Raw genomic sequence first — 18,635 nt, 5'->3', positions numbered from 1 at the left:
AAGCCCGTTCCCCGCCGCTCGGCGGGGCACAGCCGGAGTAGCACATGGCGCGACAATCCATAACAAACGCCCAAGACGCACTTCACGAAACCCGCCAGGCCCGTTTGAAACTGGCCAGCGAAGGCGAGCTGCCGCTGGGCATGCTGCGCGAAGAGATCGACGCCTCGTGGCGTCGAAGCCTTGGCCATGGGCTCAGTTGCCTGCAAGGCGAGCAGGTGGGCCTGGGCCTGCAGCAGGGGCAGGACCTGCGCGCCTTGCTCGAACGCAACCGCCTGCTGCTGGACGCCGTCACCCCTGAACTGGACTACCTGGTTGCCCGCCAGGGTAAAGGTGGCCTCGTCATCCTCGGCGATGCCCAGGCCAACGTGCTGGCCATCGAAGGGCAGACCCATGTGCTGAGCCGTGAAGGCCTGCGCGACCTGCACCCGGGCAGTTGCTGGAGCGAGTCCTTGCGCGGTACCAATGCCATTGGTACTGCCGTGGTGGAGGGCCGCCCGACGCTGATCAACTGCGGCGAACACTACCTGGACCGCCTCAGCCCTTTCTCCTGCACCTCTGTGCCCCTGCGTGACCCCGGTGGCGAGGTGATCGGTGTGCTGGACATCACCCGTGAAGGGGTCATGGCGCAACCGCAGGACAACCTGACCGCACTGATGCTGGCTGCTGGCACCATCGAGAGCCGGCTGTTCGGCCTGTGTCACCCGGGCCATCTGGTACTTGGGTTTCACGCCCGTGCGCAGTACCTCAACAGCGCCTGGCACGGCTTGCTGGCGCTGAACCTGGAGGGCGAGGTGGTCGGGGTAAACGACAACGCCTGCCAGTTGATGCGCATGTCGCGCCAGGAAGTGATCGGCAGGCGCAGCAGCGACCTGCTGGGGGAGCGCTCCCCAGCCTTTATTGCACGCCTTTGGCAAGGCGGCGTGAGCAGTGTGCAAACGGCCAAAGGCGAGTTTTTCGTGCGTGCCTTGCAACTGCCCCGTCATGGGCGGGTAACGGGTCACTCGCTGCCAGGCAAACCGGCCCAGCCCACCCAGGCCCCCGGGCTTGAGGCCTTGGCCGGCGCTGATTCGCGCCTGGCCCGCAACCTGCGCATGGCCCGGCAAGGCCTCGGCAATGGTTTGCCGGTGCTGCTGCTGGGTGAGACTGGCACCGGCAAGGAGGTCGCCGCACGCGCCCTGCATCACGCCAGTTCACGTGCCGACAAGGCATTCGTGGCAGTCAACTGCGCGGCCATCCCTGAAGGGCTGATCGAGTCGGAACTGTTCGGCTACCGCGAGGGGGCCTTCACCGGCTCGCGGCGCGGTGGCATGGTCGGGCGGCTGATGCAGGCGCATGGGGGTACTTTGTTTCTGGACGAGATCGGCGACATGCCCCTGGCCTTGCAGGCCCGCCTGTTGCGGGTGCTGCAAGAGCGGCGGGTGGCACCGCTGGGTGCCGGTGACGAGCAGGACATCGACGTTGCGTTGATCTGCGCGACCCACCGCGATCTCAAGCGCCTGGTCCACGACCAGCGCTTTCGCGAAGACCTGTACTACCGGGTCAATGGCGTGTCGCTGCGCCTGCCGGCCCTGCGCGAACGCGAAGACCTTACCGCGATCATCCAGCAGGTGCTGGACAAGTGCGACGCTGCCCCCGTCACCCTCGACCCCGCGCTCGACGCAGTGCTGCATGGCTACGACTGGCCGGGCAACATTCGCCAGCTGGAGATGGTGTTGCGCACGGCGCTGGCCATGCGCGAACCGGGTGAACAGGTGTTGACCCTCGACCACCTGACCGATTGCCTGCTGGAAGAACTGGCCAGTGCCAACCCGCCGTCAGGCAGCCTGAAAGATAACGAACTGGAGCTGATTCGCAGCGCACTGGCCCGCCACCAGGGCAACGTTTCGGCCGCTGCCGAGGCGCTGGGCATCAGCCGGGCGACCTTGTACCGCAAGCTCAAAGCCCTGCGTTGCTGAGCCGTGGGCAACCTGTTCGCAAGGCTGGTGGAGTCCAGCGACCCCGTACTGATGCGCCAGGCCCTGGCTTGGTTGTACAGCTTCGTGCGCCCACATGGCCGCGCCATCGGCGTGCTGCTGGGCCTCTCGCTGAGCGCCTCGCTGCTGGCCCTGATGCAACCCTGGCTGGTCAAGACGCTGATCGACGAGGGCCTGCTGGCGCGGGATTACCCGACGCTTTGGCACATTGCCGCAATCATGATCGTTACGGGCCTGTTGGGTACGGTGCTGGCCGGGGTCAACCGCTACCTGCACACGCGGTTGTCTGGGCGCATTCTGTTCGCGCTGCGTGACGACCTTTACCGCCATTTGCAGCAGTTGTCGCCCACCTTCTACGGGCGCCGGCGCATGGGCGATATCCTGTCGCGCCTGGATGGCGATGTGGCGGAGATCCAGCGTTTTGCCGTGGACTCGTTGTTCTCGGCGCTGTCGGCTGTGATCGGCCTGGTAGGTGCGGTGGCCCTGATGCTGATGCTGTCATGGCAGCTGTCACTGCTGCTGGCCCTGCTGGTGCCGATAGAAGTGCTGTGGCTGCGGTGGATGCGGCGCAAGGTTGAGCGTGAAGTACGCAACCTGCGTGAACGCTCTGCCGATGTGTCATCGTTCCTGGTCGAAACCCTGCCGGCGATGAAGTTCATCCAGGCGGCCGGCCAGCAAAGCCGTGAGGCCGGGCGGCTCGACCAGTTGGGCAAAGGGTACATGAGCCAGCTGCTGAAGGTGCAGGTCACCGAATTCTTCACCCAGGCGATCCCCGGCACGCTGACGTCATGGTGCCGCGCCTGCGCGTTTCTGGTGGGGGGCTGGTGGGTGATTCAGGGCACGTGGCAGCTGGGTGCGCTGATCGCCTTTTCCACCTACATGGGTATGGCGGTGGGCCCCGTGCAGAGCCTGCTGGGGTTGTACGTGGCGGTGCAGCGCATGGCTGTGAGCCTGGGCCGGGTGATGGAGCTGAAGCAGGAGGCTGTGGCTGTGCTTCCTGCGCGCCACCCCCAGCCCATGCCTGATGGCCCTGGCGAACTGCGGCTTGAGGGTGTGAGCTTTGCCCACCAAGGGCGTCACGGCGCCGTGCTGGACGGTGCGCACGTGTGCATACCGGCCGGTATGAAAGTGGCCATCAGTGGCCCATCGGGGGTGGGCAAATCGACCCTGATCGACCTGCTGCAGCGTTTCTACGACCCGGACGCGGGCCGTATTCTGCTGGATGGCGCGGACCTGCGCGATCTGGACCTTGCTGCCCTGCGCAGGCGGGTGGCCGTGGTCAGCCAGGACATCGTGCTGTTTCGCGGAACCCTGGCACAGAACCTGGCCTATGGCGTGCCTGAGGCGTCCCGCGCCGAACTGGAGCGGGTGGTACACCTGGCACGCCTGGGTAGCCTGGTTGACAGCCTGCCGCAGGGCCTGGACAGCCTGCTGGGCGAGCGTGGCCAGCAGTTGTCTGGCGGCCAGAAGCAACGCATTGCCATCGCCCGCGCAGTGTTGCAGGCGCCCGCTATTCTGGTGCTGGACGAGGCCACCTCGGCGGTGGACGAAGCCACCGAGCGCGAAGTGATCACCGCGATCGACCAGCTGTTTGCGGGCCGCACGCGCATCATGATCAGCCATCGGGCATCGACATTGGCCGATGCCGACCTGCACGTGCAGTTGCGTGATGGCCAATTGGAGGTTCTTTTGCAGGAGGCAGCAAAGCATGACAACTGAGGTACGTATGGGTGTGATCGACAGCGGCTGCTCGCCCGCTCAGGCACAGGGCCTGCTGGCCACACGCCGTTTCTGGCTGGAGCGGGCCGACTTGCGTGACGCTGAAATGGCCGTTGACCAACTGGGGCACGGCACGGCTGTGCTCGCGGCCGTACAGCGCGAGGCCCCGGGGGTGTCGCTGCTGATGGCCCAGGTGTTCGACACCCAGCCCAGCACCAGTGCCCTGCAAGTGGCAGCTGCCTTGCTGTGGCTGGTAGAGCAGGGCGCAACGGTGATCAACCTGAGCCTTGGCCTGCAACAGGACCGGCCCGTGCTGCGCGAAGCCTGCGCCGAGGCCCAGGCGGCAGGCGTGTTGTTGTGTGCATCGAGCCCAGCCCGCGGGGCGCCGGTTTACCCGGCCAGTTACCCCGGGGTGATCCGCGTGACCGGGGATGCCCGCTGCGCCCCTGGCCAGTGGTCATGGTTGGGTAGCCGTCAGGCGGATTTTGGCGGCCATGTGGGCAGTGGTGCTGCCGCAGGTGCCAGCTTGGGTTGCGCTGCGTTGAGCGGCAGGGTTGCGGCGCTGCTGCGTGATGAGCCTGGCATGCACCCTCAGCAGGTGCGGGACTGGTTGCGCAGCCAGGCGGCCTTCAAGGGGCCGGAGCGGCGAGGCGCCAGGCATGCATGAGCCCCGCATTCTCGTGCTGGGTGCAGGCCCTGCGGGGGCTGCCACCGCCATTGGCCTTGGTCGCCTGGGCTACCCGGTAACGGTCGTGTCCGAGTGGCGCCGTTTCTCGGCAGTGGAGGGTGTGTCGCAGCGGGTGCTGGAAGGTCTGCGCCATGCAGGTTTGGGCGGTGCGTTGAGCCAGGCTGCCACGCCGGCTACCCGACAGGTGCACTGGAACGGCCAGCACTTGCAGATGAACCAGGAGTACCTGCTGGACCGGCAACGTTTCGACCATGCCCTGCGCGATGACCTTCTGCAGGCCGGCATCAGGGTTATCGAAGGCCGGGCGCGGCAGATCGAGCACGACGTCAGCTACCAGGTTCACCTGGATGACGGCCGGGTGCTGGAGGCCGATTTCCTGGTAGAAGCCCGTGGCCGACAAGCCCCCCTGGCGGCGGACCGCCTGCGTGGCCCTGAAACGGTCAGCCTGCTGGCGAGCTGGCAGGGTGCCCCTGGCGAGCCTGCTTCGGCGATAGAAAGCCTGGACGGCGGCTGGGCATGGATGGCGCGGCTGGCGGATGGGCGCAGTTACTGGCAGGTCACCCAGGACGCCGAAAACCTGCCAGCCAAGGCAGCCTTGGCCGGCTACTGCGCGGTGTTGCGTGAGCGCAGCGCGCTGGCGGCGGAGCTGTTTGGTACCCAGGCATGGCTGGCGGCGCCCGTCCATGCTCGCAGCAGCACGCCTATATTGGCAGGGGATAGCGTAGGCAGGGACTGGATCCGGGTGGGTGATGCCGCAATGGCCGTGGACCCGCTGTCTGGCAATGGGATCTTCCAGTCCCTGTCTTCGGCATTGCAGGCGCCGATGGTGATCAACACCCTCTTGCGCAGGCCAGGGCGGGCAGGGCTGGCCTGCCAGTTTCACCAACAGCGTGTGGCACAGTTGTTCATGCGTTTCGCGCGTACCGGCCGTGACTTCTACGCGCAGGAACAGGGCCGCAGCGGGCAGCCATTCTGGGGCCGGCGCCAGGGCTGGCCCGACACCCAGCCACTGCACCTGGCAGCGGACAACCAGGCGGTGCAGGTGGTGCGCCGGCCAGTGCTGTGTGACGGGCTGGTGGATGAGGCGGAGGTGGTGGTAACAGCGGACCAACCCCTGGGTGTCTGGCACCTGCAGGGGGTGCACTTGGCCCCGATCGTGCGGGCGGTGCAGGCGGGCGAAGAGCTGGATGCCGTTCTGGCGGGGCTGGAGCACCACCAGCGGCTGCAGGTGATGCGATGGCTGCGCGAACAGCGCATCGCCTGAGCTGCCTGGGCCCGCTTTGACGAGCCCAGCCCCCCGGGTCGGCTTAGAAGAAGGTTCCGACGATCAACTGCAGATAGGTGCCCGTATCCCGCCCGCCCAATTGCGTGCCGCCGTTGGCGGCGCTCCGCTCGGGTTTGTAGAAGCCTACCACCGGGCTGATGAGCAGATGGTCGTTGACCATCCATTCTGCGTACAGGTCCAGTTCACGCCCGCCTAGGTTGCCCCGGGCGGTATCGAGCGTATCAAAGTCGAAGTACAGCGCACCCACGGTCAGGTTGTCACGCGGCTTGCCTTTGACCGCTACATGATGCACCTGGCTGTTCTTGTTGAACGGCCCTGCATAGTTGGCTGCTACCTCACCCTGGAACCAAGTGCCGTAGCCCCGGCTCAGACCATAGAACAACGGGTCGAAGCCTTCGGAGAACCGGCTGTAGCGGTAGGTGGCCGTGGGTGACCAGGGCAAGGCAGTAAACGTCCAGTTGCCCTCCAGGTACCACGCATTCTCGTGCCCGCCAGTCTGGTCCTGCGTGACGTACTCGGCGGCGACCTCAAGGCCTTCAACGCCCAGGCTACCTCGCCCGCGCAGGCTTACGGTATCCATGCCATCGCGGTGTTGCAGGCCCATCAGTTGTGCGTATCGGTCGTCCACATCCAGGCCGCGGATCCAGCTGAGGCCCACGGTACCGGTGTCAGCGACATGCTCCAGGTTGGCCACTGCCAGCGCGGTGTCGGCCTGGTAATGGTTATCGGACTTGAGCCACATCAGGTCGCCACGCCAGCCTTGCTTCCCACCCAGGCGCAACACGGCTGTGCGGTCGAAGGCTTTGCGTGCTGCCAAGTAGTAGGCGCCGCCACGGTTGAAGTTTGCGCCAAGGTCCGCTTTGCCCAGGTTCACCGGGTCGCCTTGAATCAGGAAACCGTCGCCCAGCGTCACCACCTGCCGCCCGCCGGAGAGGTCGATGCCATCCTCGCCCAGGGCGGGGAACAGGTTCCCCGACCGCCAGCCCAGGTTCATGTCCTCGATGGCGGTGCGGCGTTCGTCGCCCAGGGTCAGCCCGGCGGCATCGCCATCGCCCCAGGTTGCGGAACTGACCAGGCTGAGCGCGCCGTAGAGGGTGCCGCTTGCGGCCAATGCCTGGGTGCCGCTGAGGCCGTACTTCGCATAACCTTCCTGCCACGCACTGCTGCCAGCTTGGCGGTTGCCGGCCTGGTTGAAGCTTTCGTCGCTGTGGAAGGCGCCGAACAGCGCCTCGAGGTTGGCGTTCACCGTGGTGCCGTTCTGGTTATACAGCTCATAGGCGTGGGTGAGAGGGGCAGTGAACAGCAGGGCCAATGTGCAGGCGAGTTTGTGCGTCATGGTGTACTCCATGGTCATTGTTGTTTTGAGAAATGCTGCAGCGGCCCTGCCGCGATGGGGCAGGGCCAGAGGATGAAACGCTCAGAGCTTGATCAGTACTGACTTGAGCTCTGTGTAGTGGTCAATGGCGGCCGCGCCCATTTCACGGCCCACCCCCGACATCTTGTAGCCCCCGAACGGCAATGCCGGGTCCAGGGCGCTGTGGCAGTTGACCCACACGGAGCCTGACTTGATACGCGGGATCATGCGGTGTACCGCAGCCAGGTCGTTGGACCAGATGCTCGCGCCCAGACCGTACGGGTTGTCGTTGGCCATGGCGATTACGTCATCAACGTCGTCGAAGGGCATCGCCACCAGCACCGGGCCGAATATTTCTTCCTGCACCAGGCGATGGCGCTGGTCCACATCGACGATGACGGTGGGCTTGACGAAGTACCCTGGGCCGAAGCTTTCCCCCCCACAAGCAATGGTTGCCCCGAGTTCGCGGCCCAGTTCGATGTAGCCGGTGACGCGGTCCTGCTGTTTGGCGGAAATCAGCGGGCCCATTTGCACCGCCGGGTCCAGGCCGCTGCCAAGTTTCATGCCGTTGGCAATGCTGGCGATATCACCCACCACATTGTCGAAATGCTTGCGGTGGACGTACAGGCGTGAGCCGGCGCAGCATACTTGGCCCTGGTTGAAGAAGATGGCGCTGGCGGCCCCGGCTGCGGCCTCCTGCAGGTTGGCATCGGGCATGACGATGGTAGGCGATTTACCGCCCAGTTCGAGGGTGACCCGGGTCATGTTGTCCATGGCCGCTTTGCCGATCAACTTGCCCACCTCGGTGGAACCGGTGAACGTCAGTTTGTCGACGCCGGGGTGTCGGCTGAGGGCGCCGCCGGCATTCAGGCCGGTGCCGGTGACCACGTTGAACACCCCCGGCGGGTAGCCGGCTTCGTCCACCAGCTCTGCCAGCTTGAGCACGCTCAGCGGTGTTTCGTCCGCCGGTTTGAGCACTACCGTGCAGCCGGTGGCCAATGCAGGGCCGAGCTTCCAGCACGCCAGCAGCAATGGGAAGTTCCAGGCAACGATGGCGCCGACCACGCCCACCGCCTCCCGACGCACGAACCCATGAAACTGGTCGTTTGGCATCAGCGGCAGGGATGCATCCACGGTGCTGCCTTCGATCTTGGTCGCCCAGCCGGCCATATAACGCAGAAAATCGATGGCCAGTTGCACGTCCATCACCTGTGCCACCGCAGCGCTCTTGCCGTTGTTCAGGCACTCCAGCTCTGCCAGCAGGCGGGCGTCACGCTCCATCAGGTCGGCCAGGCGCCACAGCAGGTTCTGGCGTTCGCGCGGGCGCAGGCGGCTCCAGGGTGAATCATCGAACGCCTGGCGTGCAGCACGTACTGCCCGGTCTATGTCCTCGGCATCCGCGGCGGGCACTTCACCCAGTACTTCGCCGGTGGCCGGGTTGCGAAAAGACAGGGTGCGGCCACTGGCGGCGTCCTGCCATTCGGCACCGATGCGCATCTTCAGTTTGCGTTCGATGAAGGCCTGGGTGGCAGGCAGGATAGTGTGTTCGCTGGGCATGGGGCTTAGCCTCTTGTCATTGGATGTGACAGGCTTTGGGCAATGGCCGTGCCAAGGTTGCACCGGGGCTGTAGGGCCTTGAATCGTAGGGCCTGGCGCAGTGGTATAGCCCTGAACGGCGGTGCTGCGCTGTAGCACAATGAGACAGTGTGAGACGAAGATGCAACAAGGGTCAGCTGACCGCTGCATCCAACGGCAGGCAGTGTCTCAGCTTGAAACACCCTGTCGCGAAATGGCACGCCGCTCGCGCTGGCACACACTGGGAAGGCACACCCAAAAACCTGTCAAGTCACTGAAAAGTAAAGAAGTTGGCGGAGCTGGCACGGTTTCTGTATCTGAGCCAATCATTGCACCCGTGCTTCACCTGAGCGTGCGACACCATAAGAACAACAACCGTGGAGGTCTGACCTTGAAGACGACTCGACTCCGGCGACATGCGGGCAAGCTGGCGTTACTTGCCGCCGCGCTGCTGGGCACCCAGGCCATGGCGGCCGAACAGGGCGCGAACCTGTTGCAGAACAAGTGCATGGGGTGCCATATCCCCGAAGGTACCGACAGTTACAGCCGCATCAGCCACCAGCGTAAAACCCCCGAGGGCTGGTTGATGAGCATCGCCCGCATGCAGGTGATGCACGGCTTGCAAATCAGCGACGATGACCGCCGTACCTTGGTCAAGTACCTGGCCGACAAACAAGGCCTGGCCCCCAGTGAAACAGACGGCGTGCGTTACGCGATGGAACGCCGCCTCAACACGGTGGAGCATTTCGATACCCAACTGGCCGAAACCTGCGGCCGTTGCCACTCCGGCGCGCGGGTGGCGCTGCAACGGCGCCCGGCGAAGGAATGGGAATACCTGGTCAACTTCCACCTCGGCCAATGGCCGTCCCTTGAGTATCAGGCCCAGGCGCGTGACCGGGACTGGTTGCCGATCGCCCTTCAGCAAGTGGTGCCTGAACTTGCCAAGCGCTACCCGCTGGAGAGCTCGGCCTGGGCCGACTGGCAGAAGGCCAAGCCTGATGCCAGCACACTGGCGGGGCAGTGGGCCTTCAGCGGCCACATGCTGGCCAAAGGCGATGTGCGTGGGGTGATGAGTATCGCGGCCGAGCCAGGCGACACCTTCAAGGTCGAGGTCAAGGGCGCTTACGCCGACGGTACTCCATTCAACGGCAACGGCACGGCGATTCTGTACAACGGCTATGAGTGGCGCGCCAATGTGAAAGTGGGTGATACCTACCTGCGCCAGGTGTTCGCAGCGCTGGATGGCGAAATGAAAGGCCGCATGTTCGAAGCCGAACACGATGAGCGTGGCCTGGACTTCACTGCTGTGAAGGACGGCAAGGCCCGCCTGCTGGCGGTACAGCCAGGCTTCATCAAGGCCGGTGAAGAGGCCGAGATCAGCGTGGTGGGCAGTGGCCTGGACGGCAAGCCCGACCTGGGCGCCGGCGTCGAGGTGACCCAAGTGCTGGAGCAGACCCCAACCTTGCTGCGCGTCAAAGCGCGCGCGGCTCGCGACGCCCAGCCCGGCCAGCGTGAAGTTGCCGTGGGCGCGCTGAAGGGGGCCACCCTGGCCGTTTACGACAAGGTCGAGGAGGTGAAGGTGGTCCCGGCGTTCTCCATCGCCCGCATTGGTGAAAACGGTGCATCGGTGCCCAAGGTACAGGGGCGCTTCGAGGCGGAAGCCTGGGGCAAGGACGCCAGCGGCCAGCCGCTGCGCATTGGTTACCTCCCGGCCACGTGGAAGGTCGAACCGTTCAACGAGCGTGCCGTTGAGGACGAAGACGTGAAATTTGCCGGGCAGATGCAGCCCGACGGCGTGTTCGTGCCCGGCGGCGCGGGCCCCAACCCTGAGCGCAAGATGATGACCAACAACGCCGGCAACCTGAAGGTCATCGCCACACTGGCCGACGGCGGCCAGACCGGGGAGGGGCACATGATCGTGACCGTACAGCGCTGGAACAACCCGCCATTGCCGTAACGGCGGGGTGCAACGGTTTTCCAACGGATCGATTATCGGGAGGTCGCCATGGGCGCACTACTGAACCTGGTCGAGCGTAACCTGCATGAAGTGCAGGTAGATGCCGACCGCATGCTGTTCCACATCCCCAGCAGCTCGCTGTTTGCCACCGACGCCGTGACCGGCGGGATCATCGACAGCCTGCGCCAGCAGGGTTGTTCGGCCGAAGAGTTGATACAACGGCTTGGCCAGCAATTTGCCGGGCAGGACATCCAGGACACCCTGCGCGAGCTGATCGCCCTGGAACTGGTCAGCGACGGCTCGCCGCTGACCCCGGAGATCGCCCTCAGGCAGGTCGAACGCACCGCCCTGAACACCGTGGTGCTCAACGTCAACACCGGCTGCAACCTCAGTTGTACCTACTGCTACAAGGAAGACCTGGACAAGCCGTCTGCCGGCAAGAAAATGAACACGGCCACCGCCGAAGCCTCGGTGGAGATGCTGCTCAAGGAGTCCCCCGACGAGCAGCGTTACAGCGTGGTGTTCTTTGGCGGCGAACCGCTTTCCAACCGGCCGCTGATCGAGCACATGGTGGGCTATTGCGAACGCCGCTTCGCCGAGGCCGGCAAGCAGGTGGAATTCATCATGACCACCAACGCCACCTTGCTGACCGAAGAGGTAGTCGACTGGCTTGATGCCCACCGCTTCGGGCTGTCGATCAGCATCGACGGGCCCAAGACCGTGCATGACCGCAACCGCATCACCGTGGGCGGCCAGGGCACCTATGATGTGGTGCGGCGCAAGGCTGATATGCTGCTGTCGCGTTACCGCAGCCGGCCTGTGGGTGCGCGCGTGACCCTCACCCGCGGCATCACCGACGTCGAAACCATCTGGAACCACCTGTTCAATGAGCTGGGTTTCGCCGAGGTAGGCTTTGCCCCCGTCACCTCCGGTGACCTGGCCGCCTTCAACCTCACCGGCGAAGAGCTGGTGCAGGTGTTCGCCAACATGAAGGCCCTGGGGCGCCGCTACCTGGACGCGGCGCTGGAGCACCGCAACATCGGCTTCTCCAACCTGCACCAGCTGATTACCGACATCCACGAAGGCCACAAGAAGGCACTGCCGTGTGGCGCAGGGCTGAAGATGCTGGCAGTGGACCATGAGGGCGAACTCAACCTGTGCCACCGCTTCACAGGCTCCAGCCTGCCCACGTTCGGTAACGTACACCAGGGCGTCAAGCAGGCGCAGCTGAATGACTTTCTGTCGCAACGCCTCGACCGCAGCAATACCGGCTGCGAGAGCTGCCGCATCCGCAACCTGTGTTCGGGCGGGTGCTACCACGAGAGCTATGCACGTTACGGCGACCCGCAGCACCCGACCTACCACTATTGCGAGCTGATGCGCGAGTGGGTGGACTTCGGGATCGAGGTCTACAGCCGCATCATGGCCACCAACCCGGCCTTCATCGACCGCTACATCACCCCGCGGAAGGCGCACTGACATGAAGCATTTGAAACCCCTCAACAACAAGGCACGCATCCTGGAGCAGGCCGCCGCCGAGGACCGCGTCGAGGAAGTCATGGCCATGAGCGCGGTGGCCGGGTGCACCGCCACCACCGACCCTGGCTGGGAAGTTGACGCGTTTGGTGGTGTGAGCTCGCTGTGCCAGCCCATGGAGGCTGACCTGTATGGCTGCTCCGACCCCTGCTGGTGGCCGGCTCAGGTGCCGGACATGATGAGTACCTACCAGGACTGGAACGCTCAGGCGACCAACTCCGCTGAAGACTGGCGCAACCTGGGCACCGTGTTCCCTAAAGACAAGTGACCGGCCCAACAAGAACGACAAGGGGAAACCGCATGAATGCTGGACGCTGCGCACGCGTTGCGCTCACCATCGCCGCCATGGCCTGTACTGGCCTGGCGCAGGCAGACGACACCGGGCCGGCCCTGAAGGCCGGGCACGAATACATGATCGTCACCAACTACCCAAACAACCTGCACGTGGTGGATGTGGCCACCGATACTGTGTTCAAAAGCTGCGTCATGCCCGACAAGTTTGGCCCCGGCACCGCCATGATGGCGCCGGACAAACGCACCGCCTACGTCTTGAACAATCACTTTGGCGACATCTACGGGTTTGACCTGGACACCTGCAAGAACACCTTCCACGCCAACCTGTCCAGTGTGGCCGGCGAGGTGGGGCGCTCGATGTATTCGTTCGCGATCAGCCCGAATGGCGAGGAAGTCTACGCAACGGTCAACCCCACCCAGCGCCTGAACGATCACTACGTGGTCAAGCCGCCCAGGCTGGAGGTGTTCCGTACCCGTGATGGCCTGCAGGCCAAGCCGGTACGCACCTTCCCGATGCCGCGGCAGGTGTACCTGATGCGTACTGCCGATGATGGCAGCCTGTACGTTGCCGGGCCGGACCTGTACAAGATGGATGTGCAGACCGGCAAATACACGGTGGCCCTGCCGCTGCGCAACTGGAACCGCAAAGGCTACAGCGCCCCGGACGTGCTGTATTTCTGGCCGCACCAGAGCCCGCGTCACGAATTCTCCATGCTGTACACCATTGCCAAGTTCAAGGGCGGCAAGCAGGACCCAGCCACCGACGAGTACTTGTATGGCTACCTGAGCGTCGACCTCAAGACCGGCAAGACCCACACCCAGGAGTTCGCCGACCTGACGGAGCTGTACTTCACCGGCCTGCGCTCACCCAAGAACCCCAACCAGATGTATGGCGTGCTCAACCGCCTGGCCAAGTACGACATCAAGCAGCGCAAGCTGATCAAGGCTGCGAACCTGGAGCACACTTACTATTGCGTCACCTTCGACAGCAAGGGCGACAAGCTGTACCTGGGTGGCACGTTCAATGACCTGGCGGTATTCAACCCAGACACGCTGGAAAAGGTCGGCAACATCAAGTTACCGGGTGGGGACATGTCCACTTCGACGCCGCAGGTGTTTGTTCGGTAGAAGCAACGGCCTTGCACTACCCTCAAAGCTGGCGGACCACTTGGGCTACCCAACCAAAGGGTGTGCAATTTTATGTGAGCCACTCCGGGCTGTTGAAGTTGCTCAGCCTGGGGTCATCATCTTGGCATTCCAGCGCCTCAACCCGCGCGCGCAACAGCGCCTTTTGCAAGCTGCGCTCGCCCTCGGCCCAGGCATGTTCCAGCGCCGGCAATAGCCGGCGTGGGAGCACGCTGAACATGGGCTGCCAGTAACCGCCCTGGCGCACCATGGCCGCGGCATCACGGGCATGCGCCAACCTGCGCAGGTCGTGGATCAAGGCCGGGTCTACCAGGGGCGCGTCGCAGGCCAGTACCACCACCCACCCATGCCTGGCCACTTTCAACCCGGCAATGACCCCGGCCAACGGCCCCGGAAAATCCGCTTCGGCATCGCTCGCCAACTGGTCCGCGTAAGCCCGGTAGCGCTGCTGATTGCGGTTGCACGAGATCACCAGGTCATCGCTGAGCGGGCGCACGGTGCGGTACAGGTGTTCCACCAGCGGTTCGCCGCGCCATTCCAGCAGCCCTTTGTCCCGCCCACCCATGCGCTGGCCGCGGCCGCCGGCAAGGATCAGGACGGAACAGGGGGGCAGGGTATTAGGCATGAAAAAGGGCTCCAGGCAGTCGATGCCAGGAACCCTCCCATTTAAGGCCGTTGTTGTCCAGTCAGCTGTCGTGGGCAACCTCGTTGGCGGGTTGTTTGCCGCGCCCGGCCAGGCGCATCACCACCACGAAGAATACCGGTACGAACACCACGGCAAGGGTGGCACTGAGCATGCCACCGATCACACCGGTGCCGATCGCCTGCTGGCTGGCCGAGCTGGCGCCGCTGGCGATGGCCAGCGGGACCACACCGAGGATGAACGCCAGCGAGGTCATGACGATGGGGCGCAACCGCAAGCGCGCGGCCTGTATCGCCGCCTCGGTGGCATCCAGGCCCTGGTCGACCAGGCTCTTGGCGAACTCGATGATCAGGATGGCGTTTTTCGCCGACAGGCCGATCAGGGTAATCAGGCCCACCTTGAAGAACACGTCGTTGGGCATGCCACGCAGGGAAACGGCCAGCACTGCGCCCAGTATGCCCAGCGGTACTACCAGCAACACCGCAGTGGGGATCGACCAGCTTTCATACAACGCCGCCAGGCACAGGAACACCACCAGCAGCGACAGCGCCATCAATACCGGGGCCTGGCTGCCCGACAGGCGCTCCTGCAGTGACAGACCGGTCCATTCCAGGCCCACCCCGGTGGGCAGTTGCGCCACCAGCCGCTCCACTTCGGCCATGGCCTCACCCGAGCTGTAGCCGGCGGCCGGTTCGCCCGAAATCGACACCGCCGGGTAGCCGTTGTAACGGGTGAGCTGTACGGGGCCGCTGACCCACTTGGCTTGCACGAATGCCGCCAGCGGTACCATCTTGCCGCTGCTGTTGCGCACATGGATCTTCAGCAGGTCCTCGACCTGGCTGCGCTGGTCGCCCTCAGCCTGGACCACCACACGCTGCATGCGGCCCTGGTTGGGGAAATCGTTGACGTAGCTGGAGCCCACCGCCACATCCAGCACCGAGCCGATGTCAGCGAACGATACGCCAAGCGCGTTGGCCTGCCGGCGGTCGATCTCAAGCTGCACCTGCGGGCTTTCGGCCAGGGAGGCCTCGCGCACGTTGGTCAGCACCTTGCTCTTGCCGGCGTTGGCCAGCAGCTCGTCACGGGCCGCCATCAGTTCTGCATGGCCCATGCCGCCACGGTCCTGTAGGCGGAACTGGAAACCGGTGGACTCGCCAAGGCCATCGATCGGCGGCGGCAGCACGGCAAACGCCACGGCATCCTTGAGCTGAGAGAGGGCCATGTTGGCGCGGTCGGCAATCGACTGGGCGCTGTCATCCGCGCCGCGCTCCGACCAGTCCTTGAGCGTGGTGAACGCCAAGGCCGCGTTCTGCCCGCTGCCCGAGAAGCTGAAGCCAAGAATGACCGTGGTATTGCCCACGCCCGGCTCCGAGCCGTTGTGCGCCTCTATCTGTGCAGCTACCTGCTCGGTACGCATGCGCGTGGCCCCGGGTGGCAGCTGGATGTCTGTGATGGTGTAGCCCTGGTCTTCGGTTGGCAGAAACGCCGTGGGCAGTTGGCTGAACCCGTAGCCCAGCACGCCCAGCAGCAAGGCGTACACCAACAAATACCGGCCACTGCGGCGCAAAGCGCCGGAAACCCAGCCCTGATAGCCGTTGCTCATGCCTTCGAAGCGGCGGTTGAACCAGCCAAAGAAGCCCTTGCGCTGGTGATGCTCGCCCTTGGCAACGGGTTTGAGCAGTGTCGCGCACAGCGCTGGGGTGAGGCTCAGTGCCAGGAAGGCCGAGAACAGGATCGACACCGCCATTGATACCGAGAACTGCTGGTAGATGACCCCGACCGAGCCTTGCATGAACGCCATGGGCAGGAACACCGCCACCAGTACCAGCGTGATCCCGATAATGGCACCGCTGATCTGCCCCATGGCCTTGCGGGTGGCCTCCTTGGGCGGCAGGCCTTCCTCGGCCATGATGCGCTCGACGTTTTCCACCACTACGATGGCGTCGTCCACCAGGATGCCGATGGCCAGGACCATGCCGAACAACGTCAGAACGTTGACCGAAAAGCCCAGGGCCAGCATCACCGCGAACGTGCCCATCAACGCCACCGGCACCACCAGCGTAGGGATCAGCGTGTAACGCAGGTTCTGCAAGAACAGGAACATCACTGCGAACACCAGCAGCATGGCTTCGAACAGGGTGGTGATCACCTGCTGGATGGACACCTTGACGAACGGCGAGGTGTCGTACGGGATGTCGTATTTGACGCCCTCCGGGAAGTAGCGCGCCAGGTCCTGCATCTTCGCCCGCACCAGCGTGGCGGTTTCCATGGCGTTGGCGCCAGGCGACAGCTGCACACTGAAGGCGGTGGCTGGCTTGCCATTGAGGCGGGTGCCGAACTGGTATTCCTGGGCACCCACTTCGACCCGTGCCACATCGCCAATGGTCACGGTGGAGCCGTCTGGGTTGGCGCGCAGAACGATGGCGGCGAACTCCTCGGGGGAGGACAACTGGCCCTTCACCACGACGTTGGCGGTGATCTCCTGCGTGTCGCGGCCAGGCAGGTCACCGATGCTGCCAGGCGCCACCTGGGCGTTCTGCCCGGCAATCGCGTTGGCCACATCGTTGGGGGTGAGGTTCAGGCCGACCAGTTTCGCAGGGTCGATCCAGATGCGCATAGCCCGCTCAGAGCCATACAGCTGTGCCTTGCCCACCCCTTTGATGCGGCGAATTTCGTTCATCACGTTGCGAGCGAGGATGTCCGACAGGGCGGTTTCGTCGAGCTTGCCATCCTCGGAGGTAAGGGTGCCCAGCAGCAGAAAACCGGTGGACAGCTTCTGCACTTGCAAACCCTGCTGGGTGACCGGCCGTGGCAGGCGCGATTCGACCACTTTCAACCGGTTCTGCACGTCAACCTGAGCCAGGTCCGGGTTTGTGCCGGGCTGGAAGGTCGCGGTGATGGTAGCGCTGCCCAGGCTGCTCTGGGATTCGAAATACAGCAGGTTGTCGGCGCCGTTGAGTTCCTGCTCGATCAGGCTGACCACACTTTCGTCCATGGTCGCCGCCGAAGCGCCAGGGTAAACGGCATAGATTTCGATCTGCGGCGGCGCCACATTCGGGTACTGCGCCACTGGCAGCTGCGGAATGGCGAGGGCGCCTGCCAGCAGGATGAACAGTGCGACTACCCAGGCGAAAATCGGGCGGTCAATGAAGAATTGCGGCATGGGTCAGGCCCTCACTGGCCGGGGTGCTGTGCGACGGGCTTGGCCTGGGTGGCAGTATCAACCTGCACCTGGTCCCCAGCCTTGATGTGCTGCAGGCCCTCAACCACTACCTGCTCACCGGCAGCCAGGCCCTCGGAGACCACCCAACGGTCGCCCTGGGCGCTGCCCAGCACTACCTGGCGGTCGCTGACGCGAGACTGCGGGTCCACCACCATGACCTTCGGCACGCCGGCGCTGTCGCGTTGGATGGCGCGTTGGGGCACGCTGATGCCCTGGGGTTGCACCGCCTGCGCCAGGCGCACGCGCACATAGCTGCCAGGCAACAGGTCCAGGTTGGGGTTGGGGAATTCGCTGCGCAGGGTGATCTGATTGGTACTGGGGTCGACGCTGATGTCGGAGAACAGCAGCTTGCCGGGTAGTGGATAGGCACTGCCGTCGTCCTGGATCAGGGTGACGCTGGCCTGGCCATCGCCGACCTGCTGCACCTGGCCAGCGCGCAGGGCCTTGCGCAGTGCGCTGATTTCGCGGGTCGACTGGGTAACATCGGCGTGGATGGGGTCCAGTTGCTGAATGGTCGCCAGCGGCGTGGCTTCGTTCTGCCCAACCAGCGCGCCTTCGGTTACCTGAGCCCGGCCAATACGGCCGGCGATCGGCGCCGTGACCGTGGCGTAGCCGAGGTTCAGGCGTGCCCGTTGCAGGGCGGCCTTGGCCTCGGCCACCGCGCCGTCGGCTTGCAGGAAGCTGGCTTTGGCATTGTCGTATTCCTGGCGGCTGACCGCCTTGTCGCTGACCAGTTCGCGGTAGCGCTGCTCCTGCAGACGGGCTTGATACAACGTGGCCTCGGCCTTGGCCAGGGCCGCCTTGGCGCTGTCGAAGTCTGCCTTGAACGGGGCCGGATCGATCAGAAACAGCACATCCCCCTGTTTCACATCGCTGCCTTCACGGTAGACGCGCTTGAGCACCACGCCAGCCACCCGGGCGCGAACCTCCGCTGTGCGCGGTGCCAGAATGCGGCCGCTGAGCTCAGTGGTAACGGCCAGTGGCTGCAGTTGCAGGGTTTCTACCCGCACTTGGGGGGCAGGGGGCTGTTGGTCCTGGTTGTCACCTTCGCTACAGCCGCTCAGGCCAAGGCCCAGTAACGCCAGAAGCGCCAGGCGGCGCAGGCAGGGGGATGATGTGTTGGGCATACGGGTCTTCCGCTGATGATCCACACTATGCTACGGCAGTCGCTCAGCGAATTGCTGTGAACAGCTGTAGGGCAGGTGTGAAAAAGTGTGAAGAATGATCCTGTAGGCGGGGTGG

The 18,635-nt window shown here is 64.5% G+C and carries 13 protein-coding genes; 8 read left to right on the top strand and 5 right to left on the bottom strand.

The window, feature by feature from the left end:
* The first annotated feature begins 44 nt into the window (after nucleotides 1–44).
* The 4 genes from APH25_RS03355 to APH25_RS03340 are packed head-to-tail and all read left to right on the top strand — an operon-like array spanning nucleotide 45 to nucleotide 5,644.
* Entirely contained in the window at nucleotides 45–1,955 is a 1,911-nt protein-coding gene (locus APH25_RS03355) for a sigma-54-dependent Fis family transcriptional regulator (RefSeq protein ID WP_060481072.1), read from the top strand.
* A 3-nt stretch (nucleotides 1,956–1,958) separates the two neighbouring features.
* Nucleotides 1,959–3,692, top strand: coding sequence for an ABC transporter ATP-binding protein (locus APH25_RS03350; protein ID WP_060481071.1), 1,734 nt, complete (start codon nucleotides 1,959–1,961; stop codon nucleotides 3,690–3,692).
* Nucleotides 3,682–4,359: a S8 family serine peptidase gene (locus APH25_RS03345; RefSeq protein WP_028633887.1), complete on the top strand. Its 678-nt coding sequence runs from the start codon at nucleotides 3,682–3,684 to the stop codon at nucleotides 4,357–4,359. The genes APH25_RS03350 and APH25_RS03345 overlap by 11 nt, the downstream gene beginning before the upstream one ends.
* Nucleotides 4,352–5,644, top strand: a complete 1,293-nt coding sequence (locus tag APH25_RS03340; protein WP_060481070.1) for an NAD(P)/FAD-dependent oxidoreductase — start codon at nucleotides 4,352–4,354, stop codon at nucleotides 5,642–5,644. The genes APH25_RS03345 and APH25_RS03340 overlap by 8 nt, the downstream gene beginning before the upstream one ends.
* Before the next feature lie 43 nt (nucleotides 5,645–5,687).
* Here APH25_RS03340 and APH25_RS03335 read toward each other — a convergent pair whose 3' ends face one another.
* Nucleotides 5,688–7,001 (bottom strand): hypothetical protein, encoded by a 1,314-nt coding sequence (locus tag APH25_RS03335; protein WP_060481069.1) that lies wholly within the window; start codon nucleotides 6,999–7,001, stop codon nucleotides 5,688–5,690.
* A gap of 81 nt (nucleotides 7,002–7,082) precedes the next feature.
* A complete protein-coding gene (locus APH25_RS03330) occupies nucleotides 7,083–8,576 on the bottom strand; it encodes an aldehyde dehydrogenase (RefSeq protein WP_060481068.1) in 1,494 nt (497 codons plus the stop codon).
* A 409-nt stretch (nucleotides 8,577–8,985) separates the two neighbouring features.
* On the opposite strand from APH25_RS03330, the gene peaA reads away from it, so the two are divergent.
* From peaA to peaD, 4 genes are read left to right on the top strand one after another with little or no spacing between them, the layout of a single operon-like run.
* Nucleotides 8,986–10,551, top strand: a complete 1,566-nt coding sequence (gene peaA / locus APH25_RS03325) for a quinohemoprotein amine dehydrogenase subunit alpha (protein WP_060481067.1) — start codon at nucleotides 8,986–8,988, stop codon at nucleotides 10,549–10,551.
* Nucleotides 10,552–10,599: 48 nt separating this feature from the next.
* Nucleotides 10,600–12,030, top strand: coding sequence for a quinohemoprotein amine dehydrogenase maturation protein (gene peaB, locus APH25_RS03320; protein WP_060481066.1), 1,431 nt, complete (start codon nucleotides 10,600–10,602; stop codon nucleotides 12,028–12,030).
* Nucleotide 12,031: 1 nt separating this feature from the next.
* Nucleotides 12,032–12,355: a quinohemoprotein amine dehydrogenase subunit gamma gene (gene qhpC / locus APH25_RS03315; protein ID WP_014590799.1), complete on the top strand. Its 324-nt coding sequence runs from the start codon at nucleotides 12,032–12,034 to the stop codon at nucleotides 12,353–12,355.
* Between the two features lie 32 nt (nucleotides 12,356–12,387).
* Nucleotides 12,388–13,509 carry a quinohemoprotein amine dehydrogenase subunit beta gene (peaD, locus tag APH25_RS03310; protein ID WP_028633893.1) on the top strand — a complete coding sequence of 374 codons (1,122 nt, stop codon included), beginning with the start codon at nucleotides 12,388–12,390 and terminating at the stop codon, nucleotides 13,507–13,509.
* Between the two features lie 70 nt (nucleotides 13,510–13,579).
* Here the strand turns inward: peaD and mobA are convergent, their stop codons facing one another.
* The 3 genes from mobA to APH25_RS03295 form a co-directional block, all read right to left on the bottom strand.
* Entirely contained in the window at nucleotides 13,580–14,152 is a 573-nt protein-coding gene (gene mobA / locus APH25_RS03305) for a molybdenum cofactor guanylyltransferase MobA (RefSeq protein ID WP_060481065.1), read from the bottom strand.
* Between the two features lie 61 nt (nucleotides 14,153–14,213).
* Complete coding sequence (locus tag APH25_RS03300; protein ID WP_060481064.1) at nucleotides 14,214–17,333, bottom strand: efflux RND transporter permease subunit; 3,120 nt, start codon at nucleotides 17,331–17,333, stop codon at nucleotides 14,214–14,216.
* Between the two features lie 11 nt (nucleotides 17,334–17,344).
* Complete coding sequence (locus APH25_RS03295; RefSeq protein ID WP_060481063.1) at nucleotides 17,345–18,520, bottom strand: efflux RND transporter periplasmic adaptor subunit; 1,176 nt, start codon at nucleotides 18,518–18,520, stop codon at nucleotides 17,345–17,347.
* Nucleotides 18,521–18,635 lie beyond the last annotated feature (115 nt).

It is taken from the genome of Pseudomonas sp. NBRC 111119, from assembly GCF_001320125.1.
Classification (GTDB): domain Bacteria; phylum Pseudomonadota; class Gammaproteobacteria; order Pseudomonadales; family Pseudomonadaceae; genus Aquipseudomonas; species Aquipseudomonas parafulva.
Note: the sequence above shows the minus strand (reverse complement) of the source record. Positions and strands in the feature narration are given on the sequence as shown.